Genomic DNA, 17,867 nt, shown 5'->3' with positions numbered 1-17,867 from the left:
AGTACTCCAGGTCTTGACTGCTTCACCGTCATGCGGACGGGACCTGGAAAACCCTGATGCAAAGCCTATGCCAGCCGACCGCGACAGCGACTCGCGCGGGCGATTGGCGTTCTTTTCGTCACATTTGGCTTCATGGCGCCGACCGGGCACAGCGCGTGGGCTCCGAAGGTCGGACGGACCTCGCCTCAGGCCGATGCGGCGACGCTCAGCTCGGCTTCCAGCCCCGGCTCGGCACACAGCCGATCCCGGCCCTGACGCTTGGCCGCATAGAGCGCGGCCTCGGCGCGACGCAGCAGGTCTTCCACATTGCGATCACCCGAGCGCAACTTGCCCCAGCCTGCCGAATAGGGCAGCGGGAAACCGAGAGTGTGCGGGCAGGCCGCGAGCAACGCATCGCGCAGGCGGCGATCCAGCGCGGGAGGGCCGACCAGGTCGGAGCGCGCCATCAGCACCGCGAAGCGTTGGCCATCCAACCGGGCGACCAGGTCGCCCAGGCGCTTTTGCTCATCCAGGCAGCGGCCGAACAGCGCGATCGCGGCGTCGCCCTGGGCATCGCCGTGCCGGGCGTTGATGGCCTTGAGCCCGTCCAGGTCCATCACCAGCAGCATCAGCGGCTCGTTGTAGCGGCGTGCCATCGAGATCATGTCCACCGACCGTTGCTGGAAAGCGCGTCGGTTGGCCAGTCCGGTGGCCGCGTCGACCTGCGCGAGACGGCGGAGCTCGGCCTCGCTTTCGCCCCGCCAGGCCACCAGGATGGCAATCGCTGCGGCCACGACGCACACATTCGCCGTCACCGCGAACGCCATGTTCAAGGGATGCTCGGCATCGAAGCTCGGCAGATGGGGCGTGTCAGTGCCGGCCAGGTAAGCGCGCGCCAGATTCAGCAAGGCCAGCAGGCCCAGGCTGGCCGTCAGCAGCCAGCGCCAGCGCAGATGGCCGATGGGGCCGTGCTTGACGCGCTGCAGCAGGCTGCCGCACAGCGCCAGCAGTTGAAGGCCCAAACAGCCATTCGACCAGGCCAGCCGAAACCCGTAGTCGGCAGCGCCCAACCCGTAGCCCACCATCACCACGGCCGGCATGCCCCACTGCAACCAGCGGCCGGTGCGTCCGGGCAGCCAGCGATCGACCGCCATCCACAGCAGCGTCAGGCTGCCGCTCAGACAGCCGAGTGCGACCGTCGCCAGCAGTCGATGTCCCTCGCCGGGCAACAGCAGCAGCGCCCAGCCCGCCGCTTGAGCCGCCGCGCTCAACTGCGCCATGCGCGCGCCTTGGCTGTCGCACCAGCCCAGCAGCAGGGGCAGCAGCACGGCCAGCGCGGCCGACTGGATCAGCAGCAGGCTGAAGAGGGTGGGAACGTCGAAGCGCATCGTTGCGGTGTGGCCTGGCGACGGCGGTGGCGATCGGACGATTGTGGCCCGCGCCCCGCGCGCGCCGGGGGGCGGCAGGACAAAGGCTGGTCGTAGCGTACCAACTCGGTGCAGCGCGTCCATCCGGTTCGGTGCCGGTGTCCCCCACTTCGCGTTCAGCGTCCCGTTGGGAGGGGGTGTCCGCGAAGGGGCGTGCCTGCGAGGTCGCCAGGTCGCCGCTTGCGCTACTTCAACGGAATCGGCGTGGCGCGATCCACCGGCACCGCCGTCACGCTGTTCTGCGGCGAACCTTCGATGACCCGGTCGGAGTAGGTCAGATAGACCAGGGTGTTGCGCTTGGGATCGATCATCCGCACCACCCGCAGCCGCTTGAAGACGAGCGAGCGCCGTTCGGAGAACACTTCTTCCTTGCGCGGCAGGGGCTTGGGGAAGCTGATGGGGCCGACCGCGCGGCAGGCGATGGAGGCTTCCGACTTGTCTTCCGCCAGTCCCAGCGCGCCCTTGACGCCGCCGGTCTTGGCACGCGAGACGTAGCAGGTCACGCCGACCACGCCGGGATCGTCGTAGGCATCCACCACGATCTTGTGATCCGGTCCGATCAGCTTGAAAACGGTGTCGACTTCGCCGATGGCGTCGGCCTCGGCGGCCTTCACCGCCGGGCTCGCCAGTCCCAGCGCCAGGGCGGCGATGGCCACGAACGGACGAACCACGGCGCCTGGGCGGCGGCTGAAAAGCGAGGACAGGTCATGCATGTTGCGGGCTCCTTGTTGCCGGCGTTGTAGCACGCGCCGGCGTCAGGAACGGCGAGGGGATCCAGCGGTCACGCCATTGCAGGAACGGGCGCTCGACCCGTCAATACGCCGTCGACACGCGCGGTCCGGCCGCCCCTTCGATGGGTTGACCTTGGGCTGATCTTCCATCGCATCTCATTCAATGCGGCACTTGGTCAGATGCCATGCCGGGCGCGGCTGTCGGCGGGGGCCTGGTCGCGTGCGTGCAGGCCGTAATCGCGCACGACGGTCGCCACCCGAAGCCGATAGTCGGCGAACACGCCGGCGCGTCCCTCCGACTGCGCCGCGCGATGCGCTTCTAGTCGGCGCCAGGCCAGCACGGCCGCTTCATCGCGCCAGAAGGACAGCGACAGCAGCCGCGTGGGATCCGTCAGGCTCTGGAAGCGCTCGATGCTGATGAAGCCGTCGATCTCCTGCAGCAGCGGCTTGAGGGCGGCCGCGAGTTCCAGATAGCGGTCGCGGCCACCATCGCTGGGCGTGACTTCGAAGATGACAGCGATCATGGGGCGGCCTCGTGAGGGTGCATCGTCATCGCCAACGGCGGAAACTGCGGGATCTGCATGTTCGGCAAGGACAGGGGGTCAATCGGCGCGGGCCAGCGCAGTCCAGGCTGCTCACAGAGCCAAGCCAGCGCGGCATGAATCGAGGTGAGCGCCAGTCGCTGACCCGGGCAGCGGTGCGGGCCGTCGCCGAACGGATGCTCGGTGCCCGCCAGCGCGACGGTGACAGCCTCACCAACGGTGGGTGCGGCACCAGGCCCGAGGCCGCGGGCGATGGGGTCCTCGGACGCTGGGTCGGAGGCGCGGTCCGTGCCTCGCCGAAAGCGGCGGGTATGGCGCACCGCGCCACCGTCGCGGGCGATGGCCATCAAGCCGTCCAGCGATGGGGCTTGGGCACCCGAATGCGGCGTGATCCCCGCCCGCATGGCGAGCAGGGCGTGCCCGGTCAAGGCGGCGCCGGCTTCGTGGCTTTGCCAGATCAACGCGAGTCGGTTGGCATTGAAGACGGTGCGATCGGTCCACTGCGACGGTGGCGCGTGCACATGCAGCAGCGCTTGCAGCGGCGCCTCGGGCGACTGCTGCTCCGCGGCATCAAGCGCGCCCAGCAGCGCGTCGACCGCTTCACCGGCGAGCTGCACCGCCCCGGCATCGGCATCCGCCGCCAAGCCGGCTGCGATCGCACGAAGCGCGTCGTGCAGACGGCGTTGGTCCTCCAGCCGCGTTATCCGGAGCCCGGACAGGCTGGCGACGGTCGATGCCGGGACGGCCCAGTGCCAATGGGACCATCCGCCTTGTCGCGCAATGGCCGCTTGTCGGCGGGCATGGGTGCGGATCTCGTCCTCGGTCAGGGCGTCCAGTGCGAGCACCAGCAGGGCCTTTTCGGGCCGGTGCTGCGGATCGTCGCGTTGTCGCAACCATCGCTGGAAGACGTCGGCCAGCGGCCCGCCCTGCGAGGCCAGGGAGGGCGGCAGCGGCTCGCCCGGGGGGCGCATCAGCAGGTCGGGGTCGTGCAGCGGAGCTGTCGTGGTGGGTGCGGGCATGGGCGTGGGCATGGGCCTGTAATCCGGATCGATGGAGCAGATCTTCGTGGTGGCTGCTCGGGCACGCTTCGCTTAGCATCGAAGCATGACTGACAGCGCCCGTCACCGCCCGGTTCCGCGTCGAAGGCCGACGAGTGCCATTGCCGAGGAAGGCGCTGCGCCGCCCAGCGCCGATCGGGCGCTGGCCGATGTGGCCGCGAGCATTGCCGAGCCGGTGCGGGCCCGGATGCTGTGCTGCCTGATGGATGGCCATGCACGCACTGCCACCGAACTGGCGGCGGTCGGCGAGGTGGCGGCGTCCACCGCCAGTGCCCACCTGTCGCGGTTGCTGGGGCAGGGGCTGGTGACCTGCCTCGCTCAGGGCAAGCATCGCTACTACACGCTGGCAGGCACCACCGTGGGCCAGGCCCTGGAAGCCCTGCTGGTACTGGCCGGCCGGCCGCGACCGCAGTTCGAGCCGACCACACCGCCGGCGCTGCGCCAGGCGCGACGCTGCTATGACCATCTCGCCGGCCACTGGGGCGTGCGCCTGCATGACCATGCCCTGCGACAAGGGTGGATGGTCCCCGCCGCCGACGAGCCCGGTGCCTACCGGCTGAGCGAGACCGGTGCCGCCGCGTTCGCGCGGCTCGGTGTGGATGTGGATGCCGCCACGCAGGCGCGACGACGTCGCCTGGCCTGCGCCTGCATGGATTGGAGTGAGCGCCGACCGCACCTCGGGGGCGCTCTGGGCGCGGCCTGGTTGCAGGCGATGCTCACCCAAGCCTGGCTGGATCCGGACCTGGACAGCCGCGCGCTGCGACTGACCCGGCGGGGTCAGACCCAACTCAACCGTCTTCTGGAGGACACGAACTCATGAGCACCGCGATTCGAGTCGGCATCGGTGGCTGGAACTTCGAGCCCTGGCGCGAGACCTTCTATCCCAAGGACCTGCCTGCGTCCCGGGAGCTGGAATACGCCAGCCGGCGACTCACCGCCATCGAGGTCAACGGCACCTACTACAGCACCATGAAGCCGGCGACCTTCGCCAAATGGCGTGACACCGCGCCGGAGGGCTTCGTCTTCTCGCTCAAGGCCAACCGCTTCGCCACCAACCGGCGGGTGCTGGCCGAGGCGGGCGAGTCGGTGCAGCGCTTCATCGACAGCGGCGTGGCCGAGCTCGGCGACAAGCTCGGACCCATCGTCTGGCAACTGGCGCCGACCAAACGCTTCGATCCGGCGGACATCGACGCCTTTCTCCAGTTGCTGCCGGCGAAGGTGGACGGCGTGCCGCTGCGCCATGCGCTGGACGTCCGGCACGAGAGCTTTCGGACCGACGACTTCCTGGCGCTGGCCCGGCGCCACCGCGTGGGCGTGGTTTTCACCGAATCGGAGGACTATCCGCCGATCCCCGACATCACCGCCGACTTCGTCTACGCCCGGGTCATGCGGACCCGCGCCGACCTGCCCACCGGCGTGGACGACACCGTGCTGGACCAGTTGGCCGCTTGCGCCCGTCGCTGGCAGACAGGCGGGCAGCCGGACGGCCTGCCGCTGGTCGGGCCCGAGCGGACCCCCGAGGCCGCGCCGCGCGACGTGTTTCTCTACTTCATCAGCGGCGCCAAGGAGCGCGCGCCGGCGGCGGCGATGGCCCTGATCGACCGGCTGCGCTGAGCGACGGCGCGGCCGCCGGCCATCGGCATCTGGCGTCGGGCGTCGGGCGTCGGGCGTCGGGCGTCGGGTGGAGGCGCTTCTGCCGAACGCCGCGCCATCCGGCCGGCCGGCCGGCACGGCCAGGCGTATCGGGGCCGCAGTCTGCCTCTGTTGGGATCCGGCGAGGCCATGTGAAGGTCGCCCGTTGACGCCATGGGCGACTCCGCCTGCCGACCCCGGGACGCTTGGCCGTCCGGCAGCGGGGCGACCTCGCCGTGGCGTGTCCGCCGTTGTTCTATTGACGACTTGCCGCTCCAATCAGCGTCGAGGCAGCGATTTCCCCACTGGCGGATGCCGTAGGCTGCCTACACTTTGGGCGTATGCCGCCCATGATGATCCACATCCCGACCTTGATGCTGGCTCTGCTGAGCGGCTTTGCCATGCTCGGGTTGCAACTGTGGATGGCCCAGCGGAGCCGGCTGCAATTCCTGGACCTGGCGATCTGGACCTGGGGGTCGTGGTCGCTGCTGGCCGGGTTTGCCTTGCTGGCGGGGCGGCTGGTCTTGCCGCTCTGGATCTCGGCGCTGTTTGGCAATGGTCTGATCGCCCTGGGTCTGGTGATCTACAACGAGGCCATCTACCGGCATGTCCTGGGACGTTCGCTGCCGCGCTGGGTGTGGTGGTTCGCGCCGGGGGTGGCCTGGATCATGACGGCGTGGATGCTGAGTTGGCCGCTTGCGCTGCGCACCAGCGCCATCTCGCTGGTGTTCGCCGCGCTGCTGATGCCGGCCATCGTCGTGCTGCTGAGCAAAGGCTGGCGGGCGGAACACTTGCTGCGTTCCGTGGGCGTGACGCTGGTCGCCGCGGCGGTGAGTCTGATGCTGCGGTCGTACCACGCGCTGATGCACCCGGACGAGTACCTCGACATCATGCAGAGCAGCCTCGGCCAGGGCCTGACCTTCCTGTTCAGCTTCATCTGTCTGATCGGCGCGGGCTTCGGGTTCGTGCTGGCCAACTTCGAGCGCATCGCCCGCCGGATGGAGGACATGGCCTGCACCGATGCGCTGACCGGCTGCCTGAACCGCGGCACCGCCGATGCCTTGCTGCGCCACGAGCTGGAGCGTGGCCGCCGGGAACGCACCCCGGTGGCTTTTGTGCTGCTGGACCTGGATCACTTCAAGCAGGTCAACGATGCGCATGGTCATCGCGCCGGCGATGCGGCGCTGCGTGCCTTCGCTCAGGAAGTGCGGCAACGTCTGCGCGCCTCCGATGTGGTTGGTCGCTGGGGCGGAGAGGAATTCGGACTGGTGCTGCCGGCGACCGATGCCGCCGGCGCCAGACAGCTTGTTGACCAGATCCGCATGGCCGTGGCGGCGCTGGCGCTGAGCGACGAGGAGGGCCGTCCGTTCGGACTCACGGTCTCTGCAGGCATCTCTGTCGCCTCGGCCGACACGCCATTGACGGCCGACCTGCTCTTCAGCCTGGCGGACCGAGCGCTCTACTGCGCCAAGGACGGCGGACGCAACCGCGTCCATGTCTACGAGGGGCCGACGCACCTCGCACCCGGCACGGCGCCGGGTGCCGCCTGCTGATGCCCTGGTGCTGCCCACTGATCGACGTGGCGCGAGTGATCTCATCGAGCCATGCGGGCCCGCATTCAAGTGAGGCGAAGGGTTCAGCTTGAGGTGGGCTGGCGGTCGGTTTCTTGGCCGTGCGGCAGAGGTTTGACGAGGGCCGGCGGTCGGGCGAAGTTGGTCGTCTATGCTTGGTCCCATGCAAGCCAAGAACTCACGCCCGATGTCGTTCCGCCTGCCGGCGGCTCTTCCCCTATGGACCCTGCTGGCGCCGGTTGCTGCGATCGGCGCCTTGCTCGGCCTGGCCGATGGCAGCGGCGCACTGGTGCTGTCACTGGTCAGCGCGCTGTTGATCGGCGCGGTGCTTGCGGCGGTGCACCATGCCGAGGTCGTGGCGCATCGCGTCGGTGAGCCCTACGGTTCGCTGGTGCTGGCGGTGGCGGTGACCATCATCGAGGTGGCACTCATCGTCTCGCTGATGCTGGCGGGCGGCGAGGCCACCAACACGCTCGCGCGGGACACCGTGTTCTCCGCGATCATGATCGTCTGCAATGGCGTGCTCGGCCTGTGCATTCTGGTGGGCGGACTCCGGCACCAGGTGTTGGCCTTCCGGGTTGAGGGCACCAGCCCCACGCTGGCGGTGCTGGCGGCACTGTCGGTGCTGACCCTGGTGCTGCCGGCCTTCACCACCAGTTCCGCCGGGCCGACCTTCTCACGCTCACAGTTGCTGTTTGCGGGCGTGGTCTCGCTGGTGCTCTATGGCGCCTTCGTGTTTGTGCAAGCGGTGCGCCACCGTGACTACTTCCTGCCGGTCGCTGGCATGGACGATCAAGACATCCACGCCGATCCGCCCAGCTGGCGCGTCGCCGGCCTGAGTGTGATGCTGTTGCTGGGTTGCCTGGTGGGCGTCGTCGGCCTGGCCAAGCTGCTGGCACCGACGATCGAACGCGGCGTGCATGCCATTGGCGCGCCGCCGTCGCTGGTGGGCGTCATCGTGGCGCTGCTGGTGCTCTTGCCTGAAACGCTGGCGGCGGTGAGGGCCGCGCTGCACAACCGGCTCCAAACCAGCCTGAACCTGGCACTCGGCTCCGGGCTGGCCAGCATCGGCTTGACGATTCCCACTGTGGCGGTGCTATCGCCGTTTTTCCCGCACTCCCTGGTGCTGGGGCTCACGCCGGTCAGCATGGTGCTGCTGTTCCTCACCTTCGTCGTGGGTGGCCTGACCCTCGCCGGTGGCCGCGCAACGGTCCTGCAAGGGGCGGTGCACCTGGTGGTGTTCGTGGTGTTCCTTTTCCTGGCGATCGTGCCCTGACCGACTTGGACTTCAACGCCGATGTCGACGTCGATGTTGGTTTCAGCTCAACCGACAGTGACTGCACCCATCGCTGACTGGCAGTCAGACAACGTCTCGGGACGGAGAAGCCCGTGGCCCGCGGAGCGAATGCGGAGCGTCTGAGCGAAGCGGGCCATGGGCTTCTCCGTCCATGCTCGGTGCCACGAACAGCGGTGCCACGTCTTGAGCGGTTGCGGAAGGTGTCGGCCCGCCTGTCCGTTCAGGCGCTCCGCATTCACTCCCAGGCGGGCCGACACCTCCCGCTCGAATCACCGAGCCAATCGGGCCTTTGCGGGTGCAAGCGAAGGGCTCGATTGGGATGGCGACTTCAGTCTCCGACTTCTGTTTCCAACTTCGACTTCCATGTCGGTTTCAGCTCAACCGACAGCTGCCGCACCCATCGCTGACTGGCAGTCAGACAACGTCTCGGGACGGAGAAGCCCGTGGCCCGCGGAGCGAATGCGGAGCGTCTGAGCGAAGCGGGCCATGGGCTTCTCCGTCCATGCTCGGTGCCACGAACAGCGGTGCCACGTCTTGAGCGGTTGCGGAAGGTGTCGGCCCGCCTGTCCGTTCAGGCGCTCCGCATTCACTCCCAGGCAGGCCGACACCTCCCGCTCGAATCACCGATGGAATCGGGCCTTTGCGGGTGCAAGCGAAGGGCTCGATCGGGATGGCGACTTCAGTCTCCGACTTCTGTTTCCAACTTCGACTTCCATGTCGGTTTCAGCTCAACCGGCAGCTGCCGCACCCATCGCTGACTGGCAGTCAGCCAACGTCTCGGGACGGAGAAGCCCGTGGCCCGCGGAGCGAATGCGGAGCGTCTGAGCGAAGCGGGCCATGGGCTTCTCCGTCCATGCTCAGTGCCACGAACAACGGTGCCACGTCTTGAGCCGTCGCGGAAGGTGTCGGCCCGCCTGTCCGTTCAGGCGCTCCGCATTCACTCCCAGGCGGGCCGACACCTCCCGCTCGAATCACCGAGCGAATCGGGCCTTTGCGAGCTCTGTCTTGGGCATCGATGGAAGATCGGAGATGGTGGGCGGCGATCGGCGATCGGCGATCGGCGACCGGCGATCGGCGATCCGCGATGGTCCATTGCGTCAAGCCAAGCGGAAGGTACTGACCAGTTGGTTGAGGTTCTCTGCCTGCGTCCGCAGCGAGCCCGCCGCAGCGGCGGACTCTTCGACCAGCGCAGCGTTCTGCTGCGTCATTTCATCCAGCCGCTGAACCGCCACGTTGACCTGCCCGATGCCGTCGTTCTGCTCCGACGCGGCAGTGGCGATCTCCCCGACGATGTCGGCCACGCGCCTCACGCCCAGGACGATCTCACCCATGGTGTCGCCCGCGTTGCGCACCAGGCGGGTTCCGGATTCGACGCGAGAGACGTTTTCGCCAATCAGCGTCTTGATCTCGCGGGCGGCTGAGGCACTGCGCTGCGCGAGGGCCCGCACTTCCCCAGCCACCACCGCAAAGCCTCGGCCTTGCTCGCCAGCGCGGGCTGCTTCGACAGCGGCATTCAGCGCCAGGATGTTGGTCTGGAAAGCAATGCCATCAATGACGCCGATGATGTCGTTGATGCGCTTGGAGCTGCTTTCGATCTGCTCCATCACCGCGACCACCTCGCTCACCACCACACCGCCCTTGGACGCCGACTCCCGGGTCGCGCTCACCAGTTCATTGGCTTGCTGCGCCGAAGTCGCCGTGTGCGCGACGGTACCGGTGAGCTCTTCCATGGACGAGGCGGTCTGTTGCAGATTGGACGCCGTGGCCTCGGTGCGCGCTGACAGATCGTGGTTGCCGGTGGCGATCTCCTGGGTGGCCATGTTGATGGTCTCGGTGCCTTCGCGCACCTGGCTCACCATCCGGCGCAGCCCGTCCTGCATCAGGCTGAGTTGCCGCAGCAACACACCGATCTCGTCGCTGCGCTCGATGTTGATGTCCTGACTGAGATCCCCGCTGGCGATGGTTTGCGCCACCTGGCCCGCCTGCACCATGGGCGCGCGTACCGAGCGAGTGATGCGCCACGCAATCAGAGCACCCAGGGCAATGGCCAGGCCGGTCAAGGTCATCATCGTGACCGCCGCCTGCGAGGCCTGCGCGCGTTGCTCTGCCGCAAAGGCGTCGGCGTCTTCGGAGATCATTTCCACCAGCTTGCGCACCGTGGCGAGGTAAGCCATCGCGGCGGGCGCGAGGGTTTGGTCGACCTGCTGGGCGCCGGCCACCGGATCCTGCTTGATGGTGTCCATCACACCCTTGCGGATGGTGACGTAGCGTTGTCGCGCTTCAGCGATCACCGGCAGTTGGGTCTTTTGGTGAGAGTCGGCAATCGACGTCTCAAGCGCTTCCTGCAGCTTGTTGATGCGTTCCGTGGTCTGCGCCATCAGCGGCGTGACATAACTGCTCAGATCGGCGTTGCCGCCCGATTTGGCCATGCCCATGACCCGAGTCAGATTGAGTTCGGTCGCACCGAGCCATTGGGTGGCCATGAGCCGGCGTTGCTCCTGGACACGGAGTTCGTCACTCAGTCGAACCATCTCGCGCAGCTTGTAGACCCCCACGCCTGTCATCAGCGCCGCCATCACCAGAACGGCCGCGAAGCCGATCTGCAGCAGCGTGGTGATCCTCATCCGGTTCAGTGCCTGAAACATGGCGATCCCCAACAGCGTTATGTGCTGTTGATTATGGGAGTCGGTCTTCCTGGCAACAAGTGGTTCGGCGCAGTGTCATGCCCTTGTTCATGGGTGTTCAGAGGGAGAGTGAGCAGAAGTGCCGACATCCGGTGAAGCGTCCGAGGCGCGATGTCGGCTGGTGGGGCGGATCTCCGTCGTTCGCTGCTGCAGTCGTCCGGAAGAGGTTCTGTCCAGGAAGACAGTACGAGGCAGCGGGACAGGACGGCCCAGGGAGCGGGCCCGCGCCATCGCGTCGAACTGCTCCTTGCGCTTCTTCTCGAAGATGGTCACCGGACGCTCTCGCCAAGGCTGTGCATTCATCAGTGCCTTGGCCTGGACCTTCTGCACCTGCAACAGTTCCTGGATGCGTTTAATGCCGTCATTGCCCAGCGAGACGTGGCGGTTGTCGAGGGCTTGATCGAGATGACGCAGGAGGCGCTGGACGGTTGTCGAATCCCGCTTAGGAAGCAACTCGTAAGGCACATGCATCAGCGCGCGGCGCAGGTCGCGTATGTCCTCGTCCTTCATGCGGTATTGAGGTGCAGGGGAGGCCCTGCGTGCTGCCGACAATTGCGCGTGAGTTTGAACGGCCTTGTCGCTTTGATCCTTCATGAATCGGAGCCGGTCATGGCAGACTTTGAAGTCGGCCTCATCCGCCAGCACCAGGCGGCACCCGTTTCGATCAAGGTGATCGAGCAGGCAGAGCGGCCAATGGTGGAGAGCCTGTGCATCGGCGTCATGTCCCGTGGCCCCACGACCACCGGCGATGGTGTCACCTTGCCGCTGCGACAACCGTTGCGAGGCCGCCCGGGGCCAGCAGTCCTCCAGCGGGCTGATCAGCATGGGAACGCTGCCCGAAATCGGCAGCGCACTGTCATAAGTGGTGTGATAGAGCCGGAGACGATGCGCAGGGCGGAGATCGATGAGCAGGTTGTTGTCCTGGCGCTGATCCGGCGCACTCAATACCTCCAGGGCGGGCATGTGGCGGATGAGGTAATCGATCAGGATGGGCGGACATTGCGGGGGCAGCAACAACTGAGTCAGATTCTGAGAGATGACCTGCCAGTCGAGTTGATCGCAGGACACCTCCTGCATGCGGCTGCTGGGGATGGTCCGCAGATCCGCCACCGTGCCCAAACGGCCGCTCAGTTGATCGGTCAAGGTCTGTGACGTCTCGCCATAACCCGCCGGCGGCCGCAACGGCAAGGGCGGCGGTTCGCCATGGGGGAGGTCCGTCGCCGGGATGGGCAGGGGCAGGGAAGGTGTGGTGAACGACGGCATCCGGGATCCTTGAAGGCACTTGCCCGGATCAGTGCGCAAGCCCCGCCGCCCTGTTCTGTCGGACCGTCATCCGGCGCCGTGGTGAGCGCGCGCCGCCCGCACCGAACCGGCTACATGCTGCGCCGGTACTGCCCACCGACCTCGAACAGCGCTGCCGTGATCTGACCCAACGAGCAGACCCGCACCGCGTCCATCAGGACCTCGAACACATTGCCGTTGTCGATCACCGCCTGCTGCAGGCGCTGCAGCATGGCTGGCGCCTGATCAGCGTGCGCAGCATGGAAGGCAGCGAGGCGCGAGAGCTGGCTCTGCTTCTCGTCATCAGTGGAGCGCGCCAGTTCGATGTGCTCGGACACCGGGTCGCCGTGGGGATTGCGGAAGGTGTTGACGCCGATGATCGGATACTCGCCGGTGTGCTTGAGCATCTCGTAGTGCATCGACTCCTCCTGGATCTTGCCGCGCTGATAGCCCGTCTCCATCGCGCCCAGCACGCCGCCGCGCTCGGCAATGCGTTCGAATTCGGCCAGCACCGCCTCCTCGACCAGCTCCGTCATCTCCTCGATGATGAAGGCGCCCTGGCTCGGATTTTCGTTCTTGGCCAGGCCCCATTCGCGGTTGATGATCAGCTGGATCGCCATCGCACGGCGCACCGACTCCTCGGTCGGCGTGGTGATCGCCTCGTCGTAGGCGTTGGTGTGCAGCGAGTTGCAGTTGTCGTAGATGGCGATCAGGGCTTGCAGCGTGGTCCGGATGTCGTTGAAGGCGATCTCCTGCGCATGCAGGCTGCGGCCCGACGTCTGGATGTGATATTTCAGTTTCTGGCTGCGCTCGTTGGCGCCGTACTTGTCGCGCATCGCGACGGCCCAGATGCGGCGCGCCACGCGTCCCAGCACGGTGTATTCCGGGTCCATGCCGTTGCTGAAGAAGAAGCTCAGGTTGGGCGCGAAGTCGTCGATGTGCATGCCGCGGGCCAGATACGCCTCGACGAAGGTGAACCCGTTCGACAGCGTGAAGGCCAGTTGCGAGATCGGGTTCGCCCCCGCCTCGGCGATGTGATAGCCGCTGATCGACACCGAGTAGAAATTGCGCACGTTGTGATGCACGAAGTACTGCGCAATGTCGCCCATCACCTTCAGCGAGAACTCGGTCGAGAAGATGCAGGTGTTCTGCCCCTGGTCCTCCTTGAGGATGTCGGCCTGCACGGTGCCACGCACATTCGCCAGCACCCAGGCGCGAATCTTGGCGGTTTCGTCGGCGGTGGGATCGCGACCGTTGTCGGCCTTGAACTTCGCCAGTTGCTGGTCCACGGCGGTGTTCATGAACATCGCCAGAATGGTCGGCGCCGGGCCGTTGATCGTCATCGAGACCGAGGTCGTCGGATGGCAGAGGTCGAAGCCGTCGTAGAGCACCTTCATGTCGTCCAGCGTCGCGATGCTGACGCCGGAGTTGCCGACCTTGCCGTAGATGTCAGGCCGCGGTGCGGGGTCGGCGCCGTAAAGCGTCACCGAGTCGAAGGCGGTGGACAGCCGCTTGGCCGGCAGACCTTCGGAGACCAGCTTGAAGCGGCGGTTGGTACGGAAGGCATCCCCCTCGCCCGCGAACATGCGGGTGGGATCCTCGCCCTCGCGCTTGAAGGCAAACACACCGGCGGTGTAGGGGAAGCTGCCGGGGACGTTCTCCAGCATCAGCCACTTCAGCAGCTCGCCTTGGTCCTCGTAGGTCGGCAGCACCACCTTGCGCACCTTGGTGCCCGACAGTGAGGTCGACACCAGCGCGGTACGGATCTCCTTGTCGCGGATCTTCACCACGTATTCATCGCCGGCGTAGGCCTGCTGCATGTCCGGCCACTGCGCCAGCAGTTGGCGGGCATCGGCATCGAGCCGGGCCTGCCGGGCGGTGGCGAGGGCCGTTAGCGCAGCGATCGGGGAGGTCGATGCGGCGGCCGCAGTGCCCGCAGCGTGTGGGTCCGTTGGGACCGAGGCCGGGTCCGCCTCGCTCAGCATGGCTGCGCTGGCGGTCAGTTGCTGGATCTCCCGTGCCAGTCGGGCCTGGGCACGTGCGCGGCGCTTGTAGGCCCGCACGGTGTCGGAGATCTCCGCCAGATAACGTGCGCGGGCGGGCGGCACGATGGGCGTTTGATGGGTGCTGAAACGGGTGGCGGCCGACGGCAGCCGGCCCTCGCGCAGCGACAAGCCCAGCTCGGCCAGACGTGGTTTCAGCGCTTGATACAGCGCGGTCACGCCGTCGTCGTTGAAGCGGCTGGCCATGGTCCCGAAGACAGGCAACTCCTCGGCCCGCTTGCCCCAGGCTTCCTGGTTGCGCTGCACCTGCTTGGCGACATCGCGCCAAGCGTCGGCCGCGCCCTTGCGATCGAACTTGTTGATGGCGACGAACTCGGCAAAGTCCAGCATGTCGATCTTCTCGAGCTGGCTGGCCGCGCCGAACTCGGGGGTCATCACATACATCGGCACATCGACATGCGGCACGATCGCGGCGTCCCCCTGGCCGATGCCGGAGGTCTCCACGATCACCAGATCAAAGCCCGCCACCTTGGCCGCGGCGATCACATCGGGCAGCGCCTTGGAGATTTCGGACCCGAAATCGCGCGTGGCCAGCGATCGCATGAACACCCGCTGCCCGCCGAGCACCGCGCCGGAGGCTGCGTTGCGCATCGATGTCCAGGGCGCGATGGCATTCATGCGGATGCGGTCGCCGAGCAAAGCGCCGCCGCTCTTGCGCCGCGACGGATCGATGGAGATCACCGCGATGCGCAGCGCATCGTCCTGATCCAGACGCAGTCGGCGAATCAACTCGTCGGTCAGGCTGGACTTGCCCGCGCCGCCGGTGCCGGTGATGCCCAGCACGGGTGTGCGCAGCGTCGCAGCGCCTTCGCGCAACGCGCGGGTGAAATCGGGATCGGCCCGGCCATTCTCCAGCGCGGTGATCGCGCGAGCGAGCGAGCGCCAGGCGGCTTCGGTGTGGCCTTGCAACGCATCGAGTTGGGTGGGGGCGTCGGCGCTGAGGTCGCGGTCGCAGCGCATCACCATCTCGCCGATCATGCCCTGCAGGCCCATGCGCTGGCCGTCTTCCGGGCTGTAGATGCGCACGCCCTGATCGCTCAGTTCGCGGATTTCCGCCGGCACGATGACGCCACCGCCTCCGCCAAACACCTGAATGCCTTCGCCGCCGCGCTGACGCAGCAACTCCACCATGTACTTGAAGTACTCGACATGGCCGCCCTGGTAGGAGCTCACGGCAATGCCCTGGGCGTCCTCCTGGAGCGCGGCGGTGACGACTTCATCCACCGAGCGGTTGTGGCCGAGGTGGATCACCTCCGCGCCCATGCTTTGCAGGATGCGCCGCATGATGTTGATCGCGGCGTCATGCCCGTCGAACAGGCTGGCGGCGGTCACGAAGCGGACCTTGTGGGTGGGACGGTACTCGGCCAGGGCCTGGTACTCGGCGGACATCTCGGTCATGGCATGTCTCCAGCGGGATCGCCTGCAGGCCGGGTCGGCCGCGGTGCCCTTTGTTCTCGAACGATCGGTCAAGCGTCCGTCGATTCTAGGCGCCGGTTGACGTTAACGTAAACGGGAGTTGGGTGACGTGGACGACGCGTGGGGCGGGGCGCCCGTTGACTACGCGTTTACCCTTGGTGGAGGGCTTGCCGCTGGCGCAGAGGGTGGCGATAGACGCCGCCGCGATGGATCACTCAAGCTTGCCTTACGCCGCCGAGGCGCTGGAGGGCGAACCGGTCTCCAGTGGCGTGCCTTGCCGGCGTCTGCGGGCCACGAGAGACAGCAGCGCCACGCCCGTGCCCATCAGCAGCCAGGTTCCGGGCTCGGGCACGGCGGCCACCGCGAAGCTCTGGGCGTAGTCCAGACCATTGGCGTTGCGAGCGACATAGCCAGAGACCGGCTGATAGCTGCTGTCCAGCACGGTGATCCCATCCCAGATGAAGGCGTGCGCAAGGTCGACCTGGCTCATGGACCATCCCGAGACGACGCCGGCCGATGGTGATTGGCTCAATGGAAGCACCATCGCCAGGGTGTTGACGGTGGCGCTCCATTGGAAGTCGACGGGCTGGCCGAAGACGAACGCCACCGTGAGGGACTCCGGTTCTTCAAAGTACCGGCCCTCCTGATCAGTCCCATCGTTGTCATGGAAATCGCGCTCCCACATGGATCGACTGATGGAGGATGGATCAGGTGAAGGGTACGGATCCGGTGATGGTTCCCACGGCACGTTCTGAGCTTGCATGGAGAAAGACGTTCCCCAGCCTGCCGATCCGAAAAAACGGGTGTTGTCGCTGGCCGACGGAGGCACCTGAGCCTCGAGCTGATGCTGGCCGTCGAAGCGCAATTTCACGGTGAGCCAGCCGACACTGCCGACGACGCACGTCGGACAGCTGACGATGAAGCGGTCAGCGATCGTGGCTGACGCTTCTCCCCAGACGCCGACGCTCTGGTCGTACTGCGGCGTGGTCAACGATGCCGTGCTTTGCGTGAAGAGCCCCATGCGGCCCGGCGCCATCGTGACGCTGATCGACGTCAGTCCCTGAGCTTCACCGTCCAGGTCCTCCGGCCTGGCGACCAGACGCTGTTGGTCGACCAGGGCCCCAGCTTGCGTGTACGGCTCGCTGCGACGGACGACCGACTGTCCTGGAACATACACATCCACCACCGTGTAGGCATCGAATGTCTGGGCCGACAGCCCCATCGACGTGGACAGACTTCCCGCCAGGACCAACGCCAGCGCCTTGCCCTGACGCCTTCCTCTGCTGCGGACGATCGTCCCGGTGGTGGGGAGCGGGCGGGGCGTGATCGAGTGGCTCATGGGAACTCCTCGCACCGTACGGTGTCGGTGCAGCGCGACCTTATGCCGATTGACAGCGCATCGCCGCCCCCTGAAACCACGACCTGTGATCGGTAAATACTGCGGTTTCAGGCGCATCGATTGCTCCTCGCGCGCAGCCCCGGCCAGCGCACTTGCGCCGCCCAGCGGCATGAAACTTGCGCTCCACCACCGCGTGACCCCACCGCCCGCTTCCCCTCCCACACTGCCCACGGCCGGCCTGCGCGTGCTGCTCATCGACGACGGTGCCCACCGCGTCGACCTGCTGCGCGATGAGTTGGCGCGCCAGGGCTGCGAGGTGGTGGGCGTCGTCGAGCAAGCCACATTGATTCATGACTGCGTGCTGCGCCTGCAGCCCGATGTCGTCATCGTCGATGCGGAATCACCGACCCGCGACACCCTGGAGAACCTGGCCACGCTCTCGGAACGCCTGCCCCGGCCGGTGGTGGTCTTCGCCGAGGACGCGGACCAGGCCCCGATGCGCCGCGCGATCAAGGCCGGCGTCAGCGCCTATGTGGTGGCGGGTCTGCAGACCCAACGTCTGGCGCCGGTGCTGCAAGTGGCCATCGCGCGATTCGAGCAGGACCTCGCCCTGCGCGAGGAGCTCAGCAAGGCGCAGGCGCAACTGGCTTCACGCAAGACACTCGACCGCGCCAAAGGCATTCTGATGCGCGAAATGGGCCTGGATGAGGAGAAGGCCCATCAGCGGCTGCGCAAGCTCGCCATGGACCGCGGCGAGACGCTGGCGCAGGTCGCTCAGCGCGTGATCGACGCCAACGATCTGCTGCGATCGGGTTGAGCGTCCCGCCTCGCTGCCGTGGTGCAGCGT

13 protein-coding genes are annotated in these 17,867 nt (G+C 66.9%); 5 read left to right on the top strand and 8 right to left on the bottom strand.

The window, feature by feature from the left end; genetic code table 11:
- Nucleotides 1–185: 185 nt before the first annotated feature.
- The 4 genes from N4261_RS23465 to N4261_RS23450 all read right to left on the bottom strand — a co-directional run bounded on the left by N4261_RS23465 (nt 186) and on the right by N4261_RS23450 (nt 3,710).
- Nucleotides 186–1,367 carry a GGDEF domain-containing protein gene (locus N4261_RS23465; protein ID WP_261757655.1) on the bottom strand — a complete coding sequence of 394 codons (1,182 nt, stop codon included), beginning with the start codon at nt 1,365–1,367 and terminating at the stop codon, nt 186–188.
- Nucleotides 1,368–1,591: 224 nt separating this feature from the next.
- The gene (locus tag N4261_RS23460; RefSeq protein WP_261757654.1) at nt 1,592–2,119 is read right to left on the bottom strand and encodes a CreA family protein; all 528 of its coding nucleotides are present in this window, start codon (nt 2,117–2,119) and stop codon (nt 1,592–1,594) included.
- Between the two features lie 194 nt (nt 2,120–2,313).
- Complete coding sequence (locus tag N4261_RS23455) at nt 2,314–2,661, bottom strand: antibiotic biosynthesis monooxygenase family protein (RefSeq protein ID WP_261757653.1); 348 nt, start codon at nt 2,659–2,661, stop codon at nt 2,314–2,316.
- Entirely contained in the window at nt 2,658–3,710 is a 1,053-nt protein-coding gene (locus tag N4261_RS23450) for a cytochrome P450 (protein ID WP_261757652.1), read from the bottom strand. The genes N4261_RS23455 and N4261_RS23450 overlap by 4 nt, the downstream gene beginning before the upstream one ends.
- A gap of 73 nt (nt 3,711–3,783) precedes the next feature.
- On the opposite strand from N4261_RS23450, the gene N4261_RS23445 reads away from it, so the two are divergent.
- From N4261_RS23445 to N4261_RS23430, 4 genes are all read left to right on the top strand, one after another.
- Nucleotides 3,784–4,557 carry an ArsR/SmtB family transcription factor gene (locus N4261_RS23445; protein WP_261757651.1) on the top strand — a complete coding sequence of 258 codons (774 nt, stop codon included), beginning with the start codon at nt 3,784–3,786 and terminating at the stop codon, nt 4,555–4,557.
- Nucleotides 4,554–5,351: a DUF72 domain-containing protein gene (locus tag N4261_RS23440; RefSeq protein WP_261757650.1), complete on the top strand. Its 798-nt coding sequence runs from the start codon at nt 4,554–4,556 to the stop codon at nt 5,349–5,351. Before N4261_RS23445 ends, N4261_RS23440 begins: the two co-directional genes overlap by 4 nt.
- A 359-nt stretch (nt 5,352–5,710) precedes the next feature.
- On the top strand, nt 5,711–6,922 hold the full coding sequence (locus N4261_RS23435) for a GGDEF domain-containing protein (protein WP_261757649.1): 1,212 nt from the start codon (nt 5,711–5,713) through the stop codon (nt 6,920–6,922).
- Nucleotides 6,923–7,103: 181 nt separating this feature from the next.
- Nucleotides 7,104–8,216, top strand: a complete 1,113-nt coding sequence (locus N4261_RS23430; protein ID WP_261757648.1) for a calcium:cation antiporter — start codon at nt 7,104–7,106, stop codon at nt 8,214–8,216.
- A 1,118-nt stretch (nt 8,217–9,334) separates the two neighbouring features.
- Here N4261_RS23430 and N4261_RS26120 read toward each other — a convergent pair.
- The 4 genes from N4261_RS26120 to N4261_RS23405 all read right to left on the bottom strand — a co-directional run bounded on the left by N4261_RS26120 (nt 9,335) and on the right by N4261_RS23405 (nt 17,191).
- Nucleotides 9,335–10,882, bottom strand: coding sequence for a methyl-accepting chemotaxis protein (locus N4261_RS26120; protein ID WP_290428841.1), 1,548 nt, complete (start codon nt 10,880–10,882; stop codon nt 9,335–9,337).
- Between the two features lie 87 nt (nt 10,883–10,969).
- A complete protein-coding gene (locus tag N4261_RS23415; RefSeq protein ID WP_261757647.1) occupies nt 10,970–12,184 on the bottom strand; it encodes a hypothetical protein in 1,215 nt (404 codons plus the stop codon).
- Nucleotides 12,185–12,294: 110 nt separating this feature from the next.
- Nucleotides 12,295–15,663, bottom strand: a complete 3,369-nt coding sequence (gene icmF, locus N4261_RS23410) for a fused isobutyryl-CoA mutase/GTPase IcmF (RefSeq protein ID WP_261757646.1) — start codon at nt 15,661–15,663, stop codon at nt 12,295–12,297.
- 244 nt (nt 15,664–15,907) lie between these two features.
- Entirely contained in the window at nt 15,908–17,191 is a 1,284-nt protein-coding gene (locus N4261_RS23405; protein WP_261757645.1) for a PEP-CTERM sorting domain-containing protein, read from the bottom strand.
- On the opposite strand from N4261_RS23405, the gene N4261_RS23400 reads away from it, so the two are divergent.
- Entirely contained in the window at nt 17,190–17,837 is a 648-nt protein-coding gene (locus N4261_RS23400; protein ID WP_261757644.1) for an ANTAR domain-containing response regulator, read from the top strand. The genes N4261_RS23405 and N4261_RS23400 overlap by 2 nt on opposite strands.
- The last annotated feature ends 30 nt before the right edge of the window (nt 17,838–17,867 follow it).

Source organism: Roseateles amylovorans, assembly GCF_025398155.2.
GTDB classification, from domain to species: Bacteria; Pseudomonadota; Gammaproteobacteria; order Burkholderiales; family Burkholderiaceae_C; genus Roseateles; species Roseateles amylovorans.
This window is presented reverse-complemented; position numbering and strand designations above follow the sequence as displayed.